At 33.8% G+C, this 22,104-nt stretch carries 22 protein-coding genes and 1 pseudogene; 12 read left to right on the forward strand and 11 right to left on the reverse strand.

Annotated features, from left to right (window positions below; genetic code table 11):
* The 6 genes and pseudogenes from O5Y44_RS03880 to O5Y44_RS03905 all read left to right on the forward strand — a co-directional run.
* Positions 1-726, forward strand: a pseudogene (locus tag O5Y44_RS03880) (YtxH domain-containing protein); the annotation flags it as partial.
* A complete protein-coding gene (locus O5Y44_RS03885) occupies positions 723-1,724 on the forward strand; it encodes a bifunctional lytic transglycosylase/C40 family peptidase (protein ID WP_000769868.1) in 1,002 nt (333 codons plus the stop codon). The pseudogene O5Y44_RS03880 and the gene O5Y44_RS03885, both read left to right, overlap by 4 nt.
* Positions 1,721-2,653, forward strand: coding sequence for a conjugal transfer protein (locus tag O5Y44_RS03890; RefSeq protein WP_001224318.1), 933 nt, complete (start codon positions 1,721-1,723; stop codon positions 2,651-2,653). The genes O5Y44_RS03885 and O5Y44_RS03890 overlap by 4 nt, the downstream gene beginning before the upstream one ends.
* A gap of 283 nt (positions 2,654-2,936) precedes the next feature.
* The gene (locus O5Y44_RS03895; protein ID WP_078372222.1) at positions 2,937-3,014 is read left to right on the forward strand and encodes a tetracycline resistance determinant leader peptide; all 78 of its coding nucleotides are present in this window, start codon (positions 2,937-2,939) and stop codon (positions 3,012-3,014) included.
* A 15-nt stretch (positions 3,015-3,029) separates the two neighbouring features.
* Positions 3,030-4,949: a tetracycline resistance ribosomal protection protein Tet(M) gene (tet(M), locus tag O5Y44_RS03900; RefSeq protein WP_371465573.1), complete on the forward strand. Its 1,920-nt coding sequence runs from the start codon at positions 3,030-3,032 to the stop codon at positions 4,947-4,949.
* Positions 4,950-5,067: 118 nt separating this feature from the next.
* Entirely contained in the window at positions 5,068-5,235 is a 168-nt protein-coding gene (locus tag O5Y44_RS03905; RefSeq protein ID WP_000336323.1) for a cysteine-rich KTR domain-containing protein, read from the forward strand.
* 59 nt (positions 5,236-5,294) lie between these two features.
* On the opposite strand, the gene O5Y44_RS03910 is transcribed toward O5Y44_RS03905, so the two are convergent.
* Positions 5,295-5,648 carry a helix-turn-helix transcriptional regulator gene (locus tag O5Y44_RS03910; protein ID WP_001227347.1) on the reverse strand — a complete coding sequence of 118 codons (354 nt, stop codon included), beginning with the start codon at positions 5,646-5,648 and terminating at the stop codon, positions 5,295-5,297.
* A 504-nt stretch (positions 5,649-6,152) separates the two neighbouring features.
* Here O5Y44_RS03910 and O5Y44_RS03915 point away from each other — a divergent pair.
* From O5Y44_RS03915 to O5Y44_RS03935, 4 genes are all read left to right on the forward strand, one after another.
* Positions 6,153-6,575 (forward strand): sigma-70 family RNA polymerase sigma factor, encoded by a 423-nt coding sequence (locus tag O5Y44_RS03915; protein WP_000804885.1) that lies wholly within the window; start codon positions 6,153-6,155, stop codon positions 6,573-6,575.
* Positions 6,572-6,802, forward strand: a complete 231-nt coding sequence (locus O5Y44_RS03920; protein WP_000857133.1) for a helix-turn-helix domain-containing protein — start codon at positions 6,572-6,574, stop codon at positions 6,800-6,802. Before O5Y44_RS03915 ends, O5Y44_RS03920 begins: the two co-directional genes overlap by 4 nt.
* A 460-nt stretch (positions 6,803-7,262) precedes the next feature.
* Positions 7,263-7,466, forward strand: coding sequence for an excisionase (locus O5Y44_RS03930; RefSeq protein ID WP_000814511.1), 204 nt, complete (start codon positions 7,263-7,265; stop codon positions 7,464-7,466).
* A gap of 81 nt (positions 7,467-7,547) precedes the next feature.
* Positions 7,548-8,765, forward strand: coding sequence for a tyrosine-type recombinase/integrase (locus tag O5Y44_RS03935; protein WP_371465575.1), 1,218 nt, complete (start codon positions 7,548-7,550; stop codon positions 8,763-8,765).
* A gap of 520 nt (positions 8,766-9,285) precedes the next feature.
* On the opposite strand, the gene O5Y44_RS03940 is transcribed toward O5Y44_RS03935, so the two are convergent.
* From O5Y44_RS03940 to rpsL, 8 genes are all read right to left on the reverse strand, one after another.
* Positions 9,286-9,960 (reverse strand): ABC transporter ATP-binding protein, encoded by a 675-nt coding sequence (locus O5Y44_RS03940; protein WP_271986689.1) that lies wholly within the window; start codon positions 9,958-9,960, stop codon positions 9,286-9,288.
* Between the two features lie 7 nt (positions 9,961-9,967).
* Positions 9,968-11,044 (reverse strand): ABC transporter permease, encoded by a 1,077-nt coding sequence (locus O5Y44_RS03945; RefSeq protein ID WP_271986690.1) that lies wholly within the window; start codon positions 11,042-11,044, stop codon positions 9,968-9,970.
* 207 nt (positions 11,045-11,251) lie between these two features.
* On the reverse strand, positions 11,252-11,983 hold the full coding sequence (locus O5Y44_RS03950) for an alpha/beta hydrolase family protein (RefSeq protein ID WP_271986691.1): 732 nt from the start codon (positions 11,981-11,983) through the stop codon (positions 11,252-11,254).
* 70 nt (positions 11,984-12,053) lie between these two features.
* A complete protein-coding gene (locus O5Y44_RS03955) occupies positions 12,054-12,563 on the reverse strand; it encodes a hypothetical protein (protein WP_271986692.1) in 510 nt (169 codons plus the stop codon).
* 565 nt (positions 12,564-13,128) lie between these two features.
* Positions 13,129-14,316: an elongation factor Tu gene (gene tuf / locus O5Y44_RS03960; protein WP_271964854.1), complete on the reverse strand. Its 1,188-nt coding sequence runs from the start codon at positions 14,314-14,316 to the stop codon at positions 13,129-13,131.
* A gap of 123 nt (positions 14,317-14,439) precedes the next feature.
* Positions 14,440-16,515, reverse strand: a complete 2,076-nt coding sequence (gene fusA / locus O5Y44_RS03965) for an elongation factor G (RefSeq protein WP_271964855.1) — start codon at positions 16,513-16,515, stop codon at positions 14,440-14,442.
* 101 nt (positions 16,516-16,616) lie between these two features.
* On the reverse strand, positions 16,617-17,087 hold the full coding sequence (gene rpsG / locus O5Y44_RS03970) for a 30S ribosomal protein S7 (protein WP_003144697.1): 471 nt from the start codon (positions 17,085-17,087) through the stop codon (positions 16,617-16,619).
* Positions 17,088-17,134: 47 nt separating this feature from the next.
* Positions 17,135-17,554, reverse strand: coding sequence for a 30S ribosomal protein S12 (gene rpsL, locus O5Y44_RS03975; protein ID WP_003146927.1), 420 nt, complete (start codon positions 17,552-17,554; stop codon positions 17,135-17,137).
* A gap of 409 nt (positions 17,555-17,963) precedes the next feature.
* Here rpsL and O5Y44_RS03980 point away from each other — a divergent pair, with 409 nt between their 5' ends.
* Both O5Y44_RS03980 and O5Y44_RS03985 read left to right on the forward strand, forming a co-directional pair.
* Positions 17,964-18,707 carry an ABC transporter ATP-binding protein gene (locus tag O5Y44_RS03980; protein WP_271986693.1) on the forward strand — a complete coding sequence of 248 codons (744 nt, stop codon included), beginning with the start codon at positions 17,964-17,966 and terminating at the stop codon, positions 18,705-18,707.
* Positions 18,708-18,988: 281 nt separating this feature from the next.
* A complete protein-coding gene (locus O5Y44_RS03985) occupies positions 18,989-20,311 on the forward strand; it encodes a hypothetical protein (RefSeq protein ID WP_371465576.1) in 1,323 nt (440 codons plus the stop codon).
* Positions 20,312-20,369: 58 nt separating this feature from the next.
* On the opposite strand, the gene O5Y44_RS03990 is transcribed toward O5Y44_RS03985, so the two are convergent.
* Both O5Y44_RS03990 and O5Y44_RS03995 read right to left on the reverse strand, forming a co-directional pair.
* Positions 20,370-21,707 (reverse strand): DUF438 domain-containing protein, encoded by a 1,338-nt coding sequence (locus O5Y44_RS03990; RefSeq protein ID WP_316447233.1) that lies wholly within the window; start codon positions 21,705-21,707, stop codon positions 20,370-20,372.
* On the reverse strand, positions 21,707-21,940 hold the full coding sequence (locus tag O5Y44_RS03995; RefSeq protein ID WP_003144696.1) for a DUF1858 domain-containing protein: 234 nt from the start codon (positions 21,938-21,940) through the stop codon (positions 21,707-21,709). Before O5Y44_RS03995 ends, O5Y44_RS03990 begins: the two co-directional genes overlap by 1 nt.
* Between the last annotated feature and the right edge of the window lie 164 nt (positions 21,941-22,104).

A 22,104-nucleotide genomic window follows, 5' to 3' on the forward strand; every position in this document is an offset into this window, starting at 1 on the left:
CCTAAAAAAGGACAGTCGGGTTCGGGGAGTTCTGCAAGGACACAAGCAGATCACTCCCGACCAGACGGAAAGGAAAAATCAACACTTGGAAAACGTATCGGTCAAACCATCGGTACAGTAGCTGATACCAAAGACAGAATGGTAGACACTGCTAGTGGTTTGAAAGAACAGGTTAAAGATTTGCCGACCAATGCAAGATATGCAGTATATCAAGGAAAATCCAAAGTAAAAGAGAATGTCCGTGATTTAACCAGTAGTATTTCTCAAACCAAAGCGGACAGAGCCAGTGGACGCAAGGAACAGCAGGAACAAAGGCGAAAAACCATTGCGAAGCGTCGCTCTGAAATGGAACAGGTCAAACAGAAAAAACAGCCTGCTTCTTCTGTTCATGAAAGACCGACTACAAGACAAGAACAATATCATGATGAACAGACCTCAAAACAGTCTAATATTCAGACTTCATATAAGGAATCTCAACAAGCCAAACAAGAGCGTCCAGCAGTTAAGTCCGATTTTTCAAGTCCAAAAGTGGAACGCCAAGGCAATACCGTTCAAGAAAAAACCGTTCAAAAGCCAGCAACTTCAACCACTACAGCAGATAGAACTTCACAACGTCCAATCACAAAAGAACGTCCGTCTACTGTTCAAAGAGTACCACTACAAAATACAAGAAGTAGACCACCAATCAAAACCGCCACCATTAAGAAAGTCGGTAAGAAACCATGAAGTTGAAAACTTTAGTGATTGGTGGTTCTGGATTATTCTTGATGGTCTTCTCACTGCTTCTGTTTGTTGCCATTTTATTTTCAGATGAACAGGACAGCGGAATTTCCAATATTCATTATGGAGGTGTGAATGTTTCCGCAGAAGTGCTGGCTCATAAGCCTATGGTAGAAAAATATGCCAAAGAATATGGCGTTGAAGAATATGTCAACATACTTCTTGCGATTATACAGGTGGAATCGGGCGGTACTGCGGAAGATGTTATGCAGTCCTCGGAATCCCTCGGTCTTCCACCTAATTCATTGAGTACAGAAGAATCCATTAAGCAAGGTGTGAAGTATTTCAGTGAATTATTAGCCAGTAGCGAAAGGCTCAGTGTAGATTTAGAATCGGTTATCCAGTCCTACAATTATGGTGGTGGTTTCTTAGGGTATGTGGCTAATCGTGGAAATAAATATACCTTTGAACTGGCTCAAAGTTTCTCAAAAGAGTATTCAGGTGGCGAAAAAGTGTCTTACCCCAATCCCATAGCCATACCTATCAATGGGGGCTGGCGATACAACTATGGCAATATGTTTTATGTGCAACTGGTAACGCAGTATCTTGTCACAACAGAGTTTGATGATGATACGGTACAAGCCATCATGGACGAAGCACTGAAATATGAGGGCTGGCGATACGTTTACGGTGGAGCTTCCCCGACTACTTCTTTTGATTGTAGCGGACTGACACAATGGACGTATGGAAAAGCTGGAATTAACTTACCACGAACCGCACAACAGCAATATGATGTGACCCAGCATATCCCACTATCGGAAGCACAAGCTGGCGATTTGGTTTTCTTTCATTCTACCTATAACGCTGGCTCTTATATTACTCATGTTGGGATATACCTTGGCAATAACCGTATGTTTCATGCAGGCGACCCAATCGGTTATGCCGACTTAACAAGCCCCTACTGGCAACAGCATTTAGTGGGAGCAGGACGAATCAAACAATGAGAAAGGAAGATTTAATGATGAAATTTAGAAAAAATCAGAATAAAGAAAAACAGATACCAAAGGAAAAGAAACCTCGTGTCTATAAGGTCAATCCTCATAAAAAGGTTGTGATTGCCTTGTGGGTACTTTTAGGGCTTAGTTTCAGCTTTGCGATATTCAAGCACTTTACAGCTATAGATACTCATACTATTCACGAAACAACTATCATAGAAAAGGAATACGTTGATACTCATCATGTAGAAAATTTTGTAGAGAACTTTGCGAAAGTCTACTATTCATGGGAGCAATCCGATAAGTCCATTGATAATCGAATGGAAAGTCTAAAAGGCTATCTGACAGATGAACTTCAAGCTCTCAATGTTGATACAGTACGCAAAGATATTCCTGTATCGTCTTCTGTAAGAGGATTTCAGATATGGACGGTAGAGCCAACTGGCGACAATGAGTTTAATGTAACCTACAGTGTAGACCAGCTCATTACAGAGGGAGAAAATACAAAGACCGTCCACTCTGCTTATATAGTGAGTGTCTATGTAGATGGTTCTGGAAATATGGTACTGGTTAAGAATCCGACCATTACCAACATACCTAAGAAATCAAGTTATAAACCAAAAGCCATTGAAAGTGAGGGGACGGTTGATTCCATTACAACCAATGAAATCAATGAGTTTTTAACGACGTTCTTCAAGCTCTATCCTACAGCGACAGCCAGTGAACTTTCCTACTATGTGAATGACGGGATATTAAAACCAATCGGAAAAGAGTACATCTTTCAAGAACTGGTAAATCCTATTCACAATCGTAAGGATAATCAAGTCACGGTATCGCTGACAGTGGAGTATATCGACCAGCAGACCAAAGCAACGCAGGTATCTCAATTTGATTTGGTACTTGAAAAGAACGGGAGTAATTGGAAGATTATAGAATAACAAATATTGGTACATTATTACAGCTATTTTGTAATCACGTACTCTCTTTGATAAAAAATTGGAGATTCCTTGACAAATATGCTCTTACGTGCTATTATTTAAGTATCTATTTAAAAGGAGTTAATAAATATGCAGCAAGGTATTCTTAAATAAACTGTCAATTTGATAGTGAGAACAAATAATTGGATGTCCTTTTTTAGGAGGGCTTAGTTTTTTGTACCCAGTTTAAGAATACCTTTATCATGTGATTCTAAAGTATCCGGAGAATATCTGTATGCTTTGTATGCCTATGGTTATGCATAAAAATCCCAGTGATAAAAGTATTTATCACTGGGATTTTTATGCCCTTTTGGGTTTTTGAATGGAGGAAAATCACATGAAAATTATTAATATTGGAGTTTTAGCTCATGTTGATGCAGGAAAAACTACCTTAACAGAAAGCTTATTATATAACAGTGGAGCGATTACAGAATTAGGAAGCGTGGACAAAGGTACAACGAGGACGGATAATACGCTTTTAGAACGTCAGAGAGGAATTACAATTCAGACAGGAATAACCTCTTTTCAGTGGGAAAATACGAAGGTGAACATCATAGACACGCCAGGACATATGGATTTCTTAGCAGAAGTATATCGTTCATTATCAGTTTTAGATGGGGCAATTCTACTGATTTCTGCAAAAGATGGCGTACAAGCACAAACTCGTATATTATTTCATGCACATAGGAAAATGGGGATTCCCACAATCTTTTTTATCAATAAGATTGACCAAAATGGAATTGATTTATCAACGGTTTATCAGGATATTAAAGAGAAACTTTCTGCCGAAATTGTAATCAAACAGAAGGTAGAACTGTATCCTAATATGTGTGTGACGAACTTTACCGAATCTGAACAATGGGATACGGTAATAGAGGGAAACGATGACCTTTTAGAGAAATATATGTCCGGTAAATCATTAGAAGCATTGGAACTCGAACAAGAGGAAAGCATAAGATTTCATAATTGTTCCCTGTTCCCTGTTTATCACGGAAGTGCAAAAAACAATATAGGGATTGATAACCTTATAGAAGTGATTACGAATAAATTTTATTCATCAACACATCGAGGTCAGTCTGAACTTTGCGGAAAAGTTTTCAAAATTGAGTATTCGGAAAAAAGACAGCGTCTTGCATATATACGTCTTTATAGTGGCGTACTGCATTTGCGAGATTCGGTTAGAATATCGGAAAAGGAAAAAATAAAAATTACAGAAATGTATACTTCAATAAATGGTGAATTATGTAAAATCGATAAGGCTTATTCCGGGGAAATTGTTATTTTGCAGAATGAGTTTTTGAAGTTAAATAGTGTTCTTGGAGATACAAAGCTATTGCCACAGAGAGAGAGAATTGAAAATCCCCTCCCTCTGCTGCAAACGACTGTTGAACCGAGCAAACCTCAACAAAGGGAAATGTTACTTGATGCACTTTTAGAAATCTCCGACAGTGACCCGCTTCTGCGATATTATGTGGATTCTGCGACACATGAAATCATACTTTCTTTCTTAGGGAAAGTACAAATGGAAGTGACTTGTGCTCTGCTGCAAGAAAAGTATCATGTGGAGATAGAAATAAAAGAGCCTACAGTCATTTATATGGAAAGACCGTTAAAAAAAGCAGAGTATACCATTCACATCGAAGTTCCACCGAATCCTTTCTGGGCTTCCATTGGTCTATCTGTAGCACAGCTTCCATTAGGGAGCGGAGTACAGTATGAGAGCTCGGTTTCTCTTGGATACTTAAATCAATCGTTTCAAAATGCAGTTATGGAGGGGATACGCTATGGCTGTGAACAAGGATTGTATGGTTGGAATGTGACGGACTGTAAAATCTGTTTTAAGTATGGCTTATACTATAGCCCTGTTAGTACCCCAGCAGATTTTCGGATGCTTGCTCCTATTGTATTGGAACAAGTCTTAAAAAAAGCTGGAACAGAATTGTTAGAGCCATATCTTAGTTTTAAAATTTATGCGCCACAGGAATATCTTTCACGAGCATACAACGATGCTCCTAAATATTGTGCGAACATCGTAGACACTCAATTGAAAAATAATGAGGTCATTCTTAGTGGAGAAATCCCTGCTCGGTGTATTCAAGAATATCGTAGTGATTTAACTTTCTTTACAAATGGACGTAGTGTTTGTTTAACAGAGTTAAAAGGGTACCATGTTACTACCGGTGAACCTGTTTGCCAGCCCCGTCGTTCAAATAGTCGGATAGATAAAGTACGATATATGTTCAATAAAATAACTTAGTGTATTTTATGTTGTTATATAAATATGGTTTCTTGTTAAATAAGATGAAATATTTTTTAATAAAGATTTGAATTAAAGTGTAAAGGAGGAGATAGTTATTATAAACTACAAGTGGATATTGTGTCCTGTATGTGGAAATAAAACACGATTAAAGATAAGGGAAGATACTGAATTAAAAAAATTCCCCCTCTATTGTCCGAAATGCAGACAAGAAAATTTAATTGAAATAAAGCAGTTCAAAGTAACTGTGATTACAGAGCCAGACGCAAAGACGCAGAGCCGATAAAATGAGATTAATACAATCTCATTTTATCGGCTCTTTCCGTTATGTATGGATTCTTTTAATTAGTCTTCGATGTTTCTTGCTTCGTTGATACCGCTGGCTAAAGATTCCATTAAGGATAGTTCTTTGTCTGTAAAGCTATCCATGTATTTCTCTATCTGTAATCGTCGGGTGCTTTTTACCAAGTTATTAGCAGGTAAGAAAAATTCATCAACGGAAACATGAAGTAACGATACAAGGTCATAAAGAACTTGTATGCTGGGGTGTTGCCCTTTATTTTCAATATTAGTTAAGTACCGTGGGTCAATTTCAATCAATGCTCCCACTTGTTCACGAGTTAAACCTCGTTTCAATCGAGCTTCTTTAATGGCTAAACCAAAGGCTCTAAAATCATATTTATCTTCTTTTTTACGCATAGTAGACCACCTCTATACATTTTATTGTCCCTACTGAATTAAAAACAGGTATAGAAAAACGTGTTATATGGTTTATAGGTTTATATTTAATAAAAAGCACTACTAAACGCCAATAAAAAAAACCGTTATATGGTAGTGCTATTTACGCTGTTAAAATATTGTATATTACTTCCAAATGGCGGTTTGTTGGAGGTCAACGTCGCCATGAAGTACATCATATACAATAAATTTCCTTACATTGGGTTCTTGTCAAAAAAAGTCGTCTATCTGCAATAGATAAGTACGTCCACCAATGTGGTTTTATAAATCATATAGATAGAATAACAGAAGCATGTAAACAGAGAAATAAATCTGTTTATATGCTTTTTTGGCTATTCAGAACTTTTTTACAAAGTTTATTTATCAGTAATGCAACAAATCCCCCTTTCACATTGGGACTAAGAGTGAAAGGAGATAAACGAGCAAGGCTCACTTCCTTTCCTAGACAGAAAGGGGGTGAGAAACATGAAACCATCTTCTTTTCAGACCACAATAGAAAATCAGTTTGACTATATCTGTAAACGTGCTATGGAAGACGAGCGAAAGAATTATATGCTTTATCTTTCAAGGATTGCAAAGCGTGAGGTGTCCTTTTCGGATGTTGGCGATTATCTTGTTAGCCAGTTTGCGACAACAGATAACTATTCAACTGACTTTCAGATTTTTACACTCAATGGGTTATCAGTAGGCGTTGAAAATGATTTGTTGAGTGAAGCATTACGTGAGTTGCCAGACAAGAAACGTGAAATTCTACTGCTGTTTTACTTTATGGACATGAGCGATTCAGAAATTGCAGACCTGTTGAAATTGAACCGTTCTACTGTCTATCGGCATAGAACCAGTGGACTAGCCTTAATTAAAAAGTTTATGGAGGAATTTGAAGAATGAAAACACAATATCCTATGATTCCCTTTCCTCTCATTGTAAAGGCAACAGATGGCGATACCGAAGCGATTAACCAGATTCTACATCATTACAGAGGGTACATAACGAAGCGTTCCCTACGACTTATGAAAGATGAATATGGCAATCAAAGTATGGTCGTTGATGAAGTCTTACGTGGAAGAATGGAAACCAGACTGATTACAAAGATTTTGTCATTTGAAATTAAGTAATATCCTCTCTCCTTTCGTGGAAGCGTGCTAAACCATTCCACGCTTCCCGAACAGGGAGGTTTGTTATTCCACCAAAGCATATTGAGCTTTCAATGTGTTTTGATAGGCTAACGAGCCATTGTTCTTTGAAAACTGAATAAAAGTAATCGAATACGTTTCGATAAGAAAAGAGCCAACGGAACTAACCGCCATGACCTATCTTATAAAGATAGCGAGCGATTCATGTTAGTGATCCGAGAAGCAATCTTTAGCAGGATTGCCTGCAACGACATTCTTATCGTGATAATGATACTCCCATACAGTCAATAGTCCGAGCGTGATAAAACCGTCGTAGGCAATGAGTATGGCTACATGAGAACCATGCAGGGGTGGAACTCCCGTGAGCTTTGCTAAAGCTGTTCGATTGCTGGTAAAACAACTTTTATGAAATCCAAATAAGTGATTTGGAAAGGAGGATTTTATGAAGCAGACTGACATTCCTATTTGGGAACGTTATACCCTAACCATTGAAGAAGCGTCAAAATATTTTCGTATTGGCGAAAACAAGCTACGACGCTTGGCAGAGGAAAATAAAAATGCAAATTGGCTGATTATGAATGGCAATCGTATTCAGATTAAACGAAAACAATTTGAAAAAATTATAGATACATTGGACGCAATCTAGCGTCGCCAAAGGGTCTTGTATATGATAAAATAGTATTAAGTCGTATCAAGGCTCTTTCCATAAAGGAAAGGAGCAAATGCCATGTCAGAAAAAAGACGTGACAATAAAGGTCGAATCTTAAAGACTGGAGAGAGCCAACGAAAAGACGGAAGATACTTATACAAATATATAGATTCATTTGGAGAACCGCAATTTGTTTACTCGTGGAAACTTGTGGCTACAGACCGAGTACCAGCAGGAAAGCGTGATTGTATCTCACTTAGAGAGAAAATCGCAGAGTTACAGAAAGACATTCATGATGGTATTGATGTTGTAGGAAAGAAAATGACACTCTGCCAGCTTTACGCAAAACAGAACGCTCAAAGACCAAAGGTTAGAAAAAACACTGAAACTGGACGCAAATATCTTATGGATATTTTGAAGAAAGACAAGTTAGGTGTAAGAAGTATTGACAGTATTAAGCCATCAGACGCTAAAGAATGGGCTATTAGAATGAGTGAAAATGGTTATGCTTATCAAACCATCAATAACTACAAACGTTCTTTAAAGGCTTCATTCTATATTGCTATACAAGATGATTGTGTTCGGAAGAATCCATTTGACTTTCAACTGAAAGCAGTTCTTGATGATGATACTGTCCCTAAGACCGTACTAACAGAAGAACAGGAAGAAAAACTGTTAGCCTTTGCAAAAGCTGATAAAACCTACAGCAAAAATTATGATGAAATTCTGATACTCTTAAAAACAGGTCTTCGTATTTCAGATTTTGGTGGTTTGACACTTCCAGATTTAGATTTTGAGAATCGTCTTGTCAATATAGACCATCAGCTATTGAGAGATACTGAAATTGGGTACTACATTGAAACACCAAAGACCAAAAGTGGCGAACGTCAAGTTCCTATGGTTGAAGAAGCCTATCAAGCATTTAAGCGAGTGTTAGCGAATCGAAAGAATGATAAGCGTGTTGAGATTGATGGATATAGTGATTTCCTCTTTCTTAATAGAAAGAACTATCCAAAAGTGGCAAGTGATTACAACGGCATGATGAAAGGTCTTGTTAAGAAATACAATAAGTATAACGAGGATAAATTGCCACACATCACTCCACATAGTTTGCGACATACATTCTGTACCAACTATGCAAATGCAGGAATGAATCCAAAGGCATTACAGTACATTATGGGACATGCTAATATAGCCATGACGCTGAACTATTACGCACATGCAACATTCGATTCTGCAATGGCAGAAATGAAACGCTTGAATAAAGAGAAGCAACAGGAGCGTCTTGTTGCTTAGTAGTACAAATGAATTTACTACTTATTTACCACTTCTGACAGCTAAGACATGAGGAAATATGCAAAGAAACGTGAAGTATCTTCCTACAGTAAAAATACTCGAAAGCACATAGAATAAGGCTTTACGAGCATTTAAGAAAATATAAAAAGATAATTAGAAATTTATACTTTGTTTATTTTAAAAATATTAGTTAATATATTACTTATAAATTTTATATAACGAGAATACTCTACACTAATATATATTAGTATATTAATGTGCTTTATGCAATCATTTATCTAAACTTCTTAAAATTATGCTACCACCTTATATAATAATGTTATCAATAAAAAAAAAAGAGAGTAACTCAAAATCGTGATTTCATAGAAATCGATTTTATCGAGTCACCTCCGCGCAGATTATTAGATATCTAAAAAGCTTTTATAAAGCGAATTTAGATATCAATAAACCACTGCGTCTATGAGTTCATATATGAACTTTGTTAAATTTTAGGACTTTTGGGGGATCATCACTTTTTATATTATCTTTCCTTTGTCAAAATACCATCTTTCATTCGATAAACATGATCGCATTTTTCAATCATTCTATTATCATGTGTTACCATAATAATTGATTTATTTTTTTCTTTACACTCTTTTGAAAGTAAATCTACAACTTCAAACGCTCTATCTGAATCAAGGCTTGCTGTAGGTTCATCAGCTAAGATGATTGCCGGATTATTGTAAAGAGCTCTAGCAATAGCTAATCGTTGTCGTTCTCCTCCTGATAAGTCTTTTGGTAATTTATTTTCTAAATGATCTATTCCTAATTCTTTAAATAGAGATTTCTGATCTTGAAGTGTTTGTCTTTTTTGCTTATTTATTCTATCAACTAATTCTAACTGTTGTTTTGCTGTTAAAAATGGAACCAAATTAGATGCCTGCAGAACAAATCCAATATCGTTAAATCGTAACTTTGCTCTTTCTTTCTCAGACAAATTAGTATAATCTTTTCCGTTAATAATTATTTGACCTTTAGATGGAGTTTGTAAACCTCCAGCTAAAGTTAAGAAAGTTGATTTACCTGAACCTGATGGACCGATAATCGCTATAAATTGACCCTCTTCTATTTTAAAATTGGTTTCTTTCAGAGCTTCTATTTCTTTGTTTCCATCCTGATATGATCTAGTTACATTTATAAATTCTAATACATTCATATGATACCTATCCTATTGCTTTTAATGGATCAATTTTTCTAATAGCTAAAACAGAGAATAATGTTCCAACTAAAGAAAAAATAATCAAACTAACGAATATAACACTGTAATAAAGTCCATTTCCTAAAAATGGTACTGCTGATGGCAGGACAAGTGATGTTCCCCATGTTCCAACCAAACCTAGTATACTTCCAACTAATGAAAGTAAGAATGTTTGCGATAAAACAGAAATTCCAATAATTCCATTCGAGATTCCTTGCGCTTTCATTATACCAAAAACAGGTGTTTTCTGAATAGTAAGTACATACATGAAAATACCTATAATAATAGCAGAAATCACTATTAAGAATCCTATCATTAGTCCAAACGTTAAAATCTGAGCACTATAACCAGGTAATTCATTAATAAAATCAGCTATACTAACTTTTTGGAAAATAGAGCTGTCGTAATCCTTTAATTCTCCTTTTACTACGAAAGCATTAATTATAGGATTATCAATTGATTTCTTATTACCATATTTCAACACTTGAAAATCATTAATATTCATATATATGACTGGAGCTACATTAAATCTAGATTTTTCTGTATAACCTACTATTTTTAATTCAGTATCAGAATTTGCTGTTTTAATTGTATCTCCAATAGCAAAACCTTCTTTTTCAGATAAACTCTTTTCAATCACTACTTCATTTTCTGCTTCAAAACTTCTTCCCTCTATTATCGGTGGAATCAAGAAACTCCCATCATTAACTCCAAAAATACTAATTTTCTGTTTAACATCATCATTTGAATTTTTTTCAGTCATGGCTATTGTAACTATTTGACTAAATGGCTCAACATTATCCGCAGATAACGATGATTTATTCGATAATTTAAGATTTGATAAAGCTAAAGTTCTATTAGCCTCTGAAGAAAGTAATACTGTATCTGCCTTCCAATGATCAATAGAAGATCTATTCTGATCAATCAATCCAAAAGCCAATCCAGATAAGAAAAACATCAAATAAGAAACTAGTGTAAGTAATCCTACAATAAGACTATACCTGAGCTTAGCATCCTTTATTTCATTAATAGCTAAAAACATTTTTTCTCCTTAAAATATAAAATTTTTATTCATAAATAATAAATTGCATTATACTAAGCATATAAAATATAACTTGTAAAGTCAAATTATTAAATTATAGTGGATATCTATTATCTCTATTTGAGTGGAATAATATTCTCTACAAATTACTAAAAGAGACCTTTAGACTTTCTAAAGACCTCTTTTATTAACAATAAATTTATTAAATTATTTTTTATTAATCCAACTATGTACTATTGTAGCAATTTCAATAGGATGCTTCATATACATCTCATGGCCACAATTTTCCACTAACTCAACATCAAAATATTTCGGAAGTTTATCTAGTGATATCTTTCTCCATTCAGGTTCTTCCTCATATGCTGGAGCTATAAATAATACATCTTTTGATTCTAAATTTCTTTGATATGATCTAATAGCTCGACGTAATTTAAGTAAATAAGAAACTTTTTCAAAATCTAAATCTAATTCAAATTTGTCAGAAGTATTATTATAACGATAAGAATTTCTTAATGCTTCTTCTAGATTTTCTGACCAATAATACGACTTAGATTTTTCATTAGCTATAACTTCTTCCAAATTTGAAAAAGTATGCTGACTAAAATAATCTTTTGTCGCTTCTATCTCATTTTCAAGAGGCATAATTACATCTAAATTTAAATAACCTCCATCAAGTAAAATAAGTTTAGTTACTTTCGGACAACGTGATGCTAAAAATCTAGCTAAATCACCACCTAGTGAATGACCAATCAGATAAACATCTTCACAATCTCTTACTTCATCATTAAACCAATTTTGAAGTTCTTTTTTATCTTGTATTATTTCTTTATAAGGATTTAAAAAAAAAGTTTCTACTTCAAGCTCTTGAAAGAAATCCTTTGCGAAATAATAATTACTGCCTAAACCACCTATAAAATATATTTTAATTTTTTGATTCATTAATTCTTCCTTCTCCTAAAATAAATTAATTTATTTAAAAATACTATAAACGATTATATACTAAAACTTATTAATTAAAATTTTTTAAAATAATAATTAGTAATATACTAATTATAAATAAGAGAAACTGAACTCCGAAAATAACTAACACAAACTTATAAAAAGATATATACTTACGAACTTGGATAGTAGTATTAAAAATAGACTCTCGAAATCTCTCATCACTTTCAAATGAAATAATATACTCCCCTTCATCAGCTTGAAAACAATAAAATTCTACTCTTCTCCAAATAACCCCTAGACCTTTAGATCTATAAAATACTTCTTCTAGACATTTTTTTTCACAAGTATTTTTATTAACAACAGTTATCCTTAAATCTCTAATGTTAGTAAAAGAATACCTCTTATCTTTTATCCAAATAGAGTATTTTCCACTTTTTTTGATAATAAATTCCTCTTTTTTAATCCCGGTAGATAATTCACAAATTGCTTTATTTCTAAAAAATTTTACAATAATTAAACTACAAATAAATAATAAGACTATTAATATCAACGCTAATAAATAAATTATAGTATTCACAATCTTCTCCTTTTCCTAAATAACTTATAATGATAAATTATATACTTGTAATATTATTATAAGCTATTTACTTTATGAGAACAATAGGAAATTAATAACCTATGATATATGATAGCAATTTTAGAAATAATATATCAAAAAATAATATTATTCTTATATTTATACGTGATTCTGAAAGCTACATTTATAATAATTAATTTAAAAAATCGAAGCTAATTTCTTAACTTCGACTTTTTACTATTACTCAATATCCCTAGAGTAATTAGGTTTTATTTTAATAATATATAAATTATTTAAATTTATTATATTATTTCCCCTATACTACCTTTAAACATATTATACACCTCTTACAGATTTTCTGCAAGGAATTATTAAAAATAGTACGTATTTTCTAATAAAAATACAAAAAAAAATGATTTTACAGTGAAAATACAATATTAATACATATAATATTTTGAAACTAACAAATAACTCTAATTAAATATGAACATTATGTAAATCTATATTTAATATATAAAAAAAGCAAGGTGAAATTCACCTTGCTTTATGTGTTTCAATTCAATTATTATTTAACGATTGAAGTTACAACACCTGAACCTACAGTACGTCCACCTTCACGAATTGAGAAACGAGTTCCTTCTTCGATCGCGATTGGAGAAATAAGTTCTACGTTGATTGATACGTTATCCCCAGGCATTACCATTTCAGTACCTTCTGGTAAAGTAACTACACCAGTTACGTCAGTAGTACGGAAGTAGAATTGAGGACGGTAGTTTGTGAAGAATGGAGTGTGACGTCCACCTTCTTCTTTAGATAATACGTACACGTCAGCTACGAATTGAGTGTGTGGAGTGATTGTTTTAGGAGCTGCTAAAACTTGTCCACGTTCGATATCTTCACGAGCAACACCACGTAATAATGCACCGATGTTATCTCCTGCTTCAGCGTAATCTAATAATTTACGGAACATTTCAACACCTGTTACAGTAGTTGAAGCTGGTTCGTCAGTTAATCCAACGATTTCTACTACGTCTCCAACTTTAACTTGTCCACGTTCAACACGTCCAGTAGCAACTGTACCACGACCTGTGATTGAGAATACGTCCTCAACTGGCATCATGAATGGTTTAGCGTTATCACGTTCTGGAGTTGGGATATAAGCATCTACAGTTTCCATTAATTCGATAATAGCTTTTTCTGCATCAGCGTCACCTTCAAGAGCTTTAAGAGCAGAACCTTTGATTACTGGTAGTTCATCTCCGTCGTATCCGTATTCAGATAATAGTTCACGAACTTCCATTTCAACTAATTCTAATAACTCTTCGTCATCAACCATATCACATTTGTTTAAGAATACAACAATTTTTGGTACTCCAACGTTACGAGATAATAGGATGTGCTCACGAGTTTGAGCCATTGGTCCATCTGTAGCAGCGATTACTAAAATAGCTCCGTCCATTTGAGCAGCACCAGTGATCATGTTTTTAACATAGTCAGCGTGTCCTGGGCAGTCTACGTGTGCGTAGTGACGGTTTGGAGTTTCGTACTCGATGTGAGAAGTGTTGATTGTGATACCACGTTCTCTTTCTTCTGGTGCGTTATCGATTGAAGCGTAGTCTTTAGCTTCTCCACCATAAGTTTTTGCTAATACAGTAGCGATAGCTGCTGTTAAAGTAGTTTTACCGTGGTCAACGTGACCAATTGTTCCAATGTTAGCATGTGTTTTACTACGGTCAAATTTTTCTTTTGCCATTTTAAAAATGTCTCCTTCAAGTTAATAAAATTTTATTTTTTAATAATTAGTCACATAGCATTCTATGATAACTATATTTTATAATGTTACAACGAAAATTGCAACTATAAAGAATAATTTTTATTATCCTTTATTTTTTTTGATAATTTCTTCAGAAATTGATTTAGGTACTTCTTCGTAGTGGTCGAATACCATTGAGTAAGTACCACGTCCTTGAGTTGAAGAACGTAGAGAAGTTGCATATCCGAACATTTCAGATAATGGTACTGAAGCACTTACTACTTGTGCGTTACCACGAGCTTCCATACCTTCAACACGTCCACGACGTGAAGTGATATCTCCCATGATATCTCCTAAGTATTCTTCAGGCATTACAACTTCAACTTTCATGATTGGTTCTAAGATTACTGGGTTACATTTTTTAGCAGCTTCTTTAAGAGCTAATGATGCAGCAACTTTGAACGCCATTTCAGATGAATCGACATCGTGGTAAGATCCATCGAATAATTTAGCTTTAACGTCGATTAATTCGTATCCAGCTAATACCCCGTTTGCCATAGAGTCTTTTAATCCTGCTTCTACTGCTGGGATGTATTCACGTGGAACTACCCCACCAACGATAGCATTTTCAAATTCAAATCCTGCACCTGGCTCATTTGGAGTGAACTCAATCCATACGTCCCCGTATTGTCCACGTCCACCAGATTGACGAGTGAATTTACCTTGTACTTGTGCAGCTTGTTTGAATGTTTCACGGTAAGATACCATTGGAGCACCTACTGTACATTCAACTTTAAATTCACGACGCATACGGTCAACGATGATGTCTAAGTGAAGCTCACCCATACCTGCGATGATAACTTGTCCAGTTTCTTCGTCAGTTCCAGCACGGAATGTTGGGTCTTCTTCTTGTAATTTTTGTAAAGCTGTTGACATTTTATCTTGGTCAGCTTTTGATTTTGGTTCAACTGAAAGTTGGATAACTGGTTCTGGGAATTCCATTGATTCAAGAATAACTTCGTTTTTCTCGTCACAAAGTGTGTCCCCAGTTGTAGTATCTTTAAGACCAACAGCTGCAGCGATATCACCAGCGTAAACTTCAGCGATTTCGTTACGAGTGTTAGCGTGCATTTGTAGGATACGTCCTACACGTTCACGTTTACCTTTAGTTGAGTTTTTAACGTATGAACCAGATGACAAGATACCTGAGTACACACGGAAGAAAGTAAGTTTCCCTACGAATGGGTCAGTCATAACTTTGAAAGCTAATGCTGAGAATGGCTCTTCATCAGAAGAGTGTCTTTCTACTTCTTCATCAGTGTTTGGATCGATACCTTTAATAGCTGGTACGTCTAATGGAGATGGTAGGTATTCTACTACTGCATCTAGCATTGGTTGTACACCTTTATATTTGAAGGCTGATCCACATACTACAGGGAAGAATTCTACTGATAAAGTAGCTTTACGTATTGCAGCTTTAAGCTCATCAATTGTAATTTCTTCTCCACCTAAGTATTTTTCCATGAAGTCTTCATCGAATTCTGCAACAGCTTCGATAAGTTTTTCACGGTATTCTTCAGCTTGATCTTGGTATTCAGCTGGGATTTCTTTTTCAACAAGATTTTCCCCAACGCTACCTTCGTTGTAGATAGCTTTCATCTCAACAAGGTCGATTACACCTTCGAATAAATCTTCAGCTCCGATTGGAAGTTGAATTGGGTGTGCGTTAGCTTGTAATCTGTCGTGGATTGTTCCTACAGAGTATAGGAAGTCAGCTCCTGTTTTATCCATTTTGTTTACGAATACGATACGAGGAACTCCATAAGTTGTAGCTTGACGCCAAACTGTTTCTGTTTGTGGTTCAACACCTGATTGTGCATCTAATACTGCTACTGATCCATCAAGTACACGAAGTGAACGTTCAACCTCAACTGTGAAGTCTACGTGTCCCGGTGTATCGATAATGTTGATACGGTGGTTTTTCCATTGAGCAGTTGTTGCAGCAGATGTAATAGTGATACCACGTTCTTGTTCTTGTTCCATCCAGTCCATTTGTGAGTTACCATCGTGAGTATCTCCGATTTTGTGGATTTTCCCAGTGTAGAACAGAATACGCTCTGTAGCAGTTGTTTTACCTGCGTCAATGTGAGCCATGATACCGATATTACGAGTATCTTTTAAAGAAAATGCTCTAGTCATGAGTCAATTTTCTCCTTTCATAAAATTTTAAATGTTTTGAGTAATTTGTCTTTTATAGTGAAAAACTCAAGCTATAAAATAGCTTGATATTCACCCTATAATTACCAACGATAGTGAGCAAATGCTTTGTTTGCTTCAGCCATTTTGTGAGTATCTTCACGTTTCTTAACAGCTGAACCAGTGTTATTTGCTGCGTCTAAAATTTCATTAGCTAAACGTTGTTCCATAGTTTTTTCTCCTCTTAAACGAGAATAGTTAACTAACCAACGTAGACCTAATGTAGTTCTTCTTTCAGCACGTACTTCTACTGGTACTTGGTAGTTAGAACCACCAACACGACGAGCACGAACTTCAAGAACTGGCATAATGTTGTTTAATGCTTCTTCGAAAACTTCCATAGCATCACGTCCTGATTTTTCTTTAATTAAATCAAACGCAGAATATAAAATTCTTTGAGCTGTACCGCGTTTCCCATCTAGCATTAATTTGTTAATCAATTTTGTAACTAATTTTGAGTTATAAATTGGATCTGGCAAAACGTCACGTTTTGCAACTGGACCTTTACGTGGCATAGTGTCTGCCTCCTTTCACGAATTCTTTATCAAATTTTTATCTTATATTATTTTTTCTCTTTTGGTTTTTTAGCACCGTATAGTGAACGTCCTTGTTTACGGTCGTTAACTCCTGCAGTATCTAAAGCTCCACGGATGATGTGGTAACGTACCCCTGGTAAGTCTTTTACACGTCCTCCACGAATAAGTACAACACTGTGTTCTTGTAGGTTGTGTCCGATACCTGGGATATATGCTGTTACTTCGATTTGGTTTGATAAACGAACACGTGCATATTTACGTAAAGCTGAGTTAGGTTTTTTAGGTGTCATAGTCCCAACACGAGTACAAACTCCACGTTTTTGTGGTGAAGAAATGTTAGTTTCTTTCTTTCTTTGAGAGTTGTAACCTTTGTTAAGTGCTGGTGAATCTGATTTTGATACTTTTGATTTACGAGGTTTACGAACTAATTGGTTAATAGTTGGCATTTTCCTGATTTCCTCCTTCCCTGTTTATTTGTGAATCACCTATCCAGGTGTATCACATTTTTAGATTTTTTATAAGCCTTAGTGGCTTTACACAGAGTGCCGTAACACTCACGTACTAAATAATACCACTTTTATTTTTTCTTGTCAACACTTTTTTAAAAAATTTTTATATCTTTTTTCACTTGCTATTATCATATTCTATTTTTACACTTAACCAGGTGTATCATTTAAAAAATATAAATAAACACTTCCAGGTGTATCACAGCAGTATTTTTAATAAACTATTCCAGGCGTTTCATTTCCAACTTAAAAATTTATTATTTGTATAGAAATAACCAAATTATACTCTTGTTGATTAAAACGATTACATGTATAATATAACTATATAAAGATATATGGAGGGATGTTTATGATAGAAATTAAAAATCTTACCGTAAAATTTGATACAAAGTGTGCTGTTGATGATTTAAGTTTTACAATCAATGATGGGGAGATATTCGGGCTTATCGGGCATAATGGAGCTGGTAAGTCAACTACAATCAAATCTCTAGTTAGTATATTAGAGCCTACTTCTGGTGATATATATTTTAATAATCTACTTTTAAAAAATAATAGATTAGCGTGTAAAAAGCAAATTGGCTATGTACCTGATTCACCTGATATGTTTCTTACATTATCAGCCTTTGAATATTGGTCATTAGTCGCTAGCATATACGAAATAGATAATAAAACAAGAGATGAAACTCTTAACAGGTACTGCAAATTATTTAATATGATAGGCGTTGAGCATCAGGAAATTAGTTCTTTTTCTCATGGTATGAGGCAAAAAGTATTTGTTATTGGTGCCCTATTATCAGAACCTAAATTCTGGATTATGGATGAACCAATGACTGGATTAGATCCACAAGCTGCATTTGACTTAAAAAACTTAATGAAAGAACATGCCTCAAAAGGGAACAGTGTTCTATTCTCTACTCATGTCTTGGAGGTCGCTGAACATCTATGCGACAGAATAGGTATCCTCAGCAAAGGAAAACTAGTTTTTATCGGTACACTTAATGAGCTTAAAGAACAATTTGAAGGAGATAATCTTGAAGAAATTTATCTTAATATAGTAAAAAATTCAAATTCAAATATTTTAGGTGGTGATTAAACATGAGATTCAATGTAATGAAGGAATTATTCTTAACGAATCTTCTTTATAGTTTTCCTCCACAAAGAAATAAATATAGAAAAAAATTCAGTGGAAAAAGTGATATAAGACATAATCTTTTTAGAAATGTTTTAATGATGAATTTGGTCAATTTCTTAAATATTTTATTTGTATTTTCAATATTTTCTCGTGGTTTTAACTTTTCTGGATCGGGTTATAGGAGTATACTTTTCTTTATTTTATTAATGGTATTTATCCAAATTTTAAATAATTTTACCAATATGTTTTATGAAAGTGATGATACATTAGCAATTATTCATTTACCAATTACAGGGGCTGAGATATTCTTTAGTAAATTGTTCACTCTACTTACACTAGTTATAAGTAATTTTATTCCATTAATAGTTATAAACTTGATTATTGGATTAAATGCAGAGTTTTCAATTCAAAAACTTTTCTTCGTATTAGTATATAGTTTTGCATTTATTATTACTTTAATATGTTCTATAATGACGATACTTTCATTTATTACTTATATCCCAAACTTCAAGAAGAATAAAGGAAAAGTTAATGCAGCTACAATCTTGATTGCGTTGATAGTTTTCACGGGGGGGATATTTGAGTTTGCTCATACTTTTAAAAATATTGGTTCTGAATATAAAGGAGATTTATTTTTAAATATACTCGTGTTAGATATTTCAAAGACTTATACTTATTTAATAATAACTATAATTCTAGCAGTTATCTCTTTCTTTACTACTTATGTATTCGTAGTAAAAAAATATATGAAAGACTTATATAGAATATCAGGTAGTACATATACATCTAGTTCTAAAACTATAAAAATTAAAGAAAATACTAATAGTACATCAACTACACTATTTTCTAAACTAATTAAGAGAAATGTAAAACTATTGTTAAACAGTACAATTTCGTCAACTGTATTTACTAATCTTCTTATCACACTTGGTATATTTATAATTCCGATTATAGAAATTAGAAAGCACGGGGGTATTACACTACCACCTATATTCTATCCAGTAGCTATGACTATAGGATTTACATTAGCATTGTACATTAATTCTAATCCTATGAATTTTACAAGTATAGCAATATCACTAGAAAAACAAGACTATTATTTTTTAAAATCTGTTCCTTTTGATTTCAAAAAATACCTAAAAATCAAATTAGCAATCGCCACTTGTTTACAACTTGGTTTTGGATTACTTGCTCTGATTATGATGTTAATTATAACTAAAACACCAATCTTATTAGCAATTGTAACAATAATATCTTATATTATTTCAAGTATTGTTTTTTCATTCTATAGTTATACAAGCGACTATAAAAAATTATATCTAAACTGGAACACTATCACAGATTTAGCTAATCGTAGTTCGATAAATCAAGTCCTATTAACTATTTTAGCTTTCGGAGCTATTTTATTATTAGTACTACTTAATGTCGTGACATTTTTCTTAGTTGCTATGCTGCCATCATCAGCAAATATAGTAGGAATAATATATTCTCTAATACTAATTATATTGTTGATTCTTGCAACGAGAAAATTAAGAAAAAATGTATTCGATAAAATATATTCATAAAAAAATATAGCGAGAGGGACTCAACAAAATCGATTTTTGAGTCTATCTCGCTTTTATCTTATTCTATTCCCCTATAATAATCACTGTCTATTTCTCTATAAGGAGCTATATCCTGAACGTATTCTAATACTCCTTGAAATTCACCATTTTCATCATAAACACCTGCATAAGTAACATGAACAAACTTTCCTCTTGATTCTGATTTAAACCACATTTCGTACTTATCTTTTTTTCTATCTCGTAAGTTTTTCATTATAGTTTTAACTTTTTCTAGGTACTTAGGTGGATGACATAGTTCTACATTTCTACCTACTTGACCAGGTGTGCGTTTGAAAATCATTTCTTCTTCTGAACAATGGTTATTATAATATTGAAAAACCTCATCTTTATTAACAAAGGTAATTTCCATAGGCAAATGATTTAATATCAAATCAATTTGATTTAATGATAGATACCCTTTTCCTATTTTCTGAGGTGTATCTCTATTGAAATTTTCTTCTTTAACTTCTTTTGGTTTATAGGTAATAGTAAACTCTCCTTCAGGAGTTTGTATTACTTTCGTTAATTCCCCTTCTGTAGCTTCTATTACTTCACTATCAACGCTAGTAATTTGCGTTTCAAAATCTTCTCTATGAGGAATCCACTCTTCTTGAGGTCGAATTATTGCATAACCGTAAGCATCACTGTCCTTGGCTATACTCAACCAATCGTCTTGAGTAAATGTTTCTAATAATATCATCAGAAGAATCGACTCTTCCTTAAAGATCATTTCCTCAAATTCTTTAACAAAAACTTCAAATTTTTCTTTAACAACAGCTATCTCTGCATTAGGTAGTTTTTCCGCTTCTTCTTTAGCAAGTTTAAATAAATCTCTTATTTCATCGTCAACACCCCACATAACCTTAGGTGGTGCATCGTGGCCATATTTTTCCATTATAGGAAACATTAGTTCTTCTTTACGTTTATAATGAATATCAAATTGTCCTAATAATTGCAACTGACGAAGTAATCCTTTTAAAACTGCTACTTTTGTATCACCATCATCGAGCTTAGCATAATTGTCTAAAATTCGTCGAACTCTTATTATCGCGGCTCTTAAAGCTAAATTTTCTTGTTTAAACACTTGAACTGGATGTCCTGGATGCTCACTATCTTCAACTTCTACAGTTTTTATCGCACCTTTAAACAAATTAGCATGTACATTACATAACTTCATAACATCTTCAAAAGTTACGCCAGAATCTGAATTCATAAGCTCATGCTCCATTAAAGATATCTCAATAGCAGATACTCCAGAAAAATGTTCATTGAATTCATCTTGAACAGATTCGGCAGACTCACCTTTATGAAGTCGTAATAATATATCGCGTAAAACTTCAATTCTCTTTGTAGCCATTAGTCTAGTCCTACTACTTCATATCCATTAGCTTCTAATGTAGCAATAATTGTTTCAAGTTTAATTCCTGCCAATTTCGAACCCATTCTAAGTGAAGTCTTTCTACCTACAGTATTTCTCATAATCGGATTAGCCAAAGGCTTAAACCCTAAATCTACTAAAATATCCAATACTTCTGGGTGTTTATCAACAACTTGTGCAACTGGTATACTCACATCAATAATATTATCCATTTTTCATTACCTCACTACCTTATATTATTAATATAATTATATCATAAGCCACTGATAATCGCTATCAAATTAAAATGATAATATAAAAAGATGTAACTTAAATATTTTCTCTAAGTTACATCTTTAATATTACTTTATATACTTTATTTCTTTTAATTTAACTT

Source organism: Gemella sp. 27098_8_155 (genome assembly GCF_041433725.1).
GTDB classification, from domain to species: domain Bacteria; phylum Bacillota; class Bacilli; order Staphylococcales; family Gemellaceae; genus Gemella; species Gemella haemolysans_D.

Bases quoted from the DNA above. Each gene is read 5' to 3' on its own strand.
- O5Y44_RS03885 (WP_000769868.1), top strand. From the start codon at position 723: ATGAAGTTGAAAACTTTAGTGATTGGTGGTTCTGGATTATTCTTGATG.
- O5Y44_RS03890 (WP_001224318.1), top strand. From the start codon at position 1,721: ATGAGAAAGGAAGATTTAATGATGAAATTTAGAAAAAATCAGAATAAA.
- O5Y44_RS03895 (WP_078372222.1), top strand. From the start codon at position 2,937: ATGCCTATGGTTATGCATAAAAATCCCAGTGATAAAAGTATTTATCAC.
- O5Y44_RS03910 (WP_001227347.1), bottom strand. From the start codon at position 5,648: ATGCGTAAAAAAGAAGATAAATATGATTTTAGAGCCTTTGGTTTAGCC.
- O5Y44_RS03915 (WP_000804885.1), top strand. From the start codon at position 6,153: ATGAAACCATCTTCTTTTCAGACCACAATAGAAAATCAGTTTGACTAT.
- O5Y44_RS03920 (WP_000857133.1), top strand. From the start codon at position 6,572: ATGAAAACACAATATCCTATGATTCCCTTTCCTCTCATTGTAAAGGCA.
- O5Y44_RS03930 (WP_000814511.1), top strand. From the start codon at position 7,263: ATGAAGCAGACTGACATTCCTATTTGGGAACGTTATACCCTAACCATT.
- O5Y44_RS03935 (WP_371465575.1), top strand. From the start codon at position 7,548: ATGTCAGAAAAAAGACGTGACAATAAAGGTCGAATCTTAAAGACTGGA.
- O5Y44_RS03940 (WP_271986689.1), bottom strand. From the start codon at position 9,960: ATGAATGTATTAGAATTTATAAATGTAACTAGATCATATCAGGATGGA.
- O5Y44_RS03945 (WP_271986690.1), bottom strand. From the start codon at position 11,044: ATGTTTTTAGCTATTAATGAAATAAAGGATGCTAAGCTCAGGTATAGT.
- O5Y44_RS03950 (WP_271986691.1), bottom strand. From the start codon at position 11,983: ATGAATCAAAAAATTAAAATATATTTTATAGGTGGTTTAGGCAGTAAT.
- tuf (WP_271964854.1), bottom strand. From the start codon at position 14,316: ATGGCAAAAGAAAAATTTGACCGTAGTAAAACACATGCTAACATTGGA.
- fusA (WP_271964855.1), bottom strand. From the start codon at position 16,515: ATGACTAGAGCATTTTCTTTAAAAGATACTCGTAATATCGGTATCATG.
- rpsG (WP_003144697.1), bottom strand. From the start codon at position 17,087: ATGCCACGTAAAGGTCCAGTTGCAAAACGTGACGTTTTGCCAGATCCA.
- rpsL (WP_003146927.1), bottom strand. From the start codon at position 17,554: ATGCCAACTATTAACCAATTAGTTCGTAAACCTCGTAAATCAAAAGTA.
- O5Y44_RS03980 (WP_271986693.1), top strand. From the start codon at position 17,964: ATGATAGAAATTAAAAATCTTACCGTAAAATTTGATACAAAGTGTGCT.
- O5Y44_RS03985 (WP_371465576.1), top strand. From the start codon at position 18,989: ATGTTTTATGAAAGTGATGATACATTAGCAATTATTCATTTACCAATT.
- O5Y44_RS03990 (WP_316447233.1), bottom strand. From the start codon at position 21,707: ATGGCTACAAAGAGAATTGAAGTTTTACGCGATATATTATTACGACTT.
- O5Y44_RS03995 (WP_003144696.1), bottom strand. From the start codon at position 21,940: ATGGATAATATTATTGATGTGAGTATACCAGTTGCACAAGTTGTTGAT.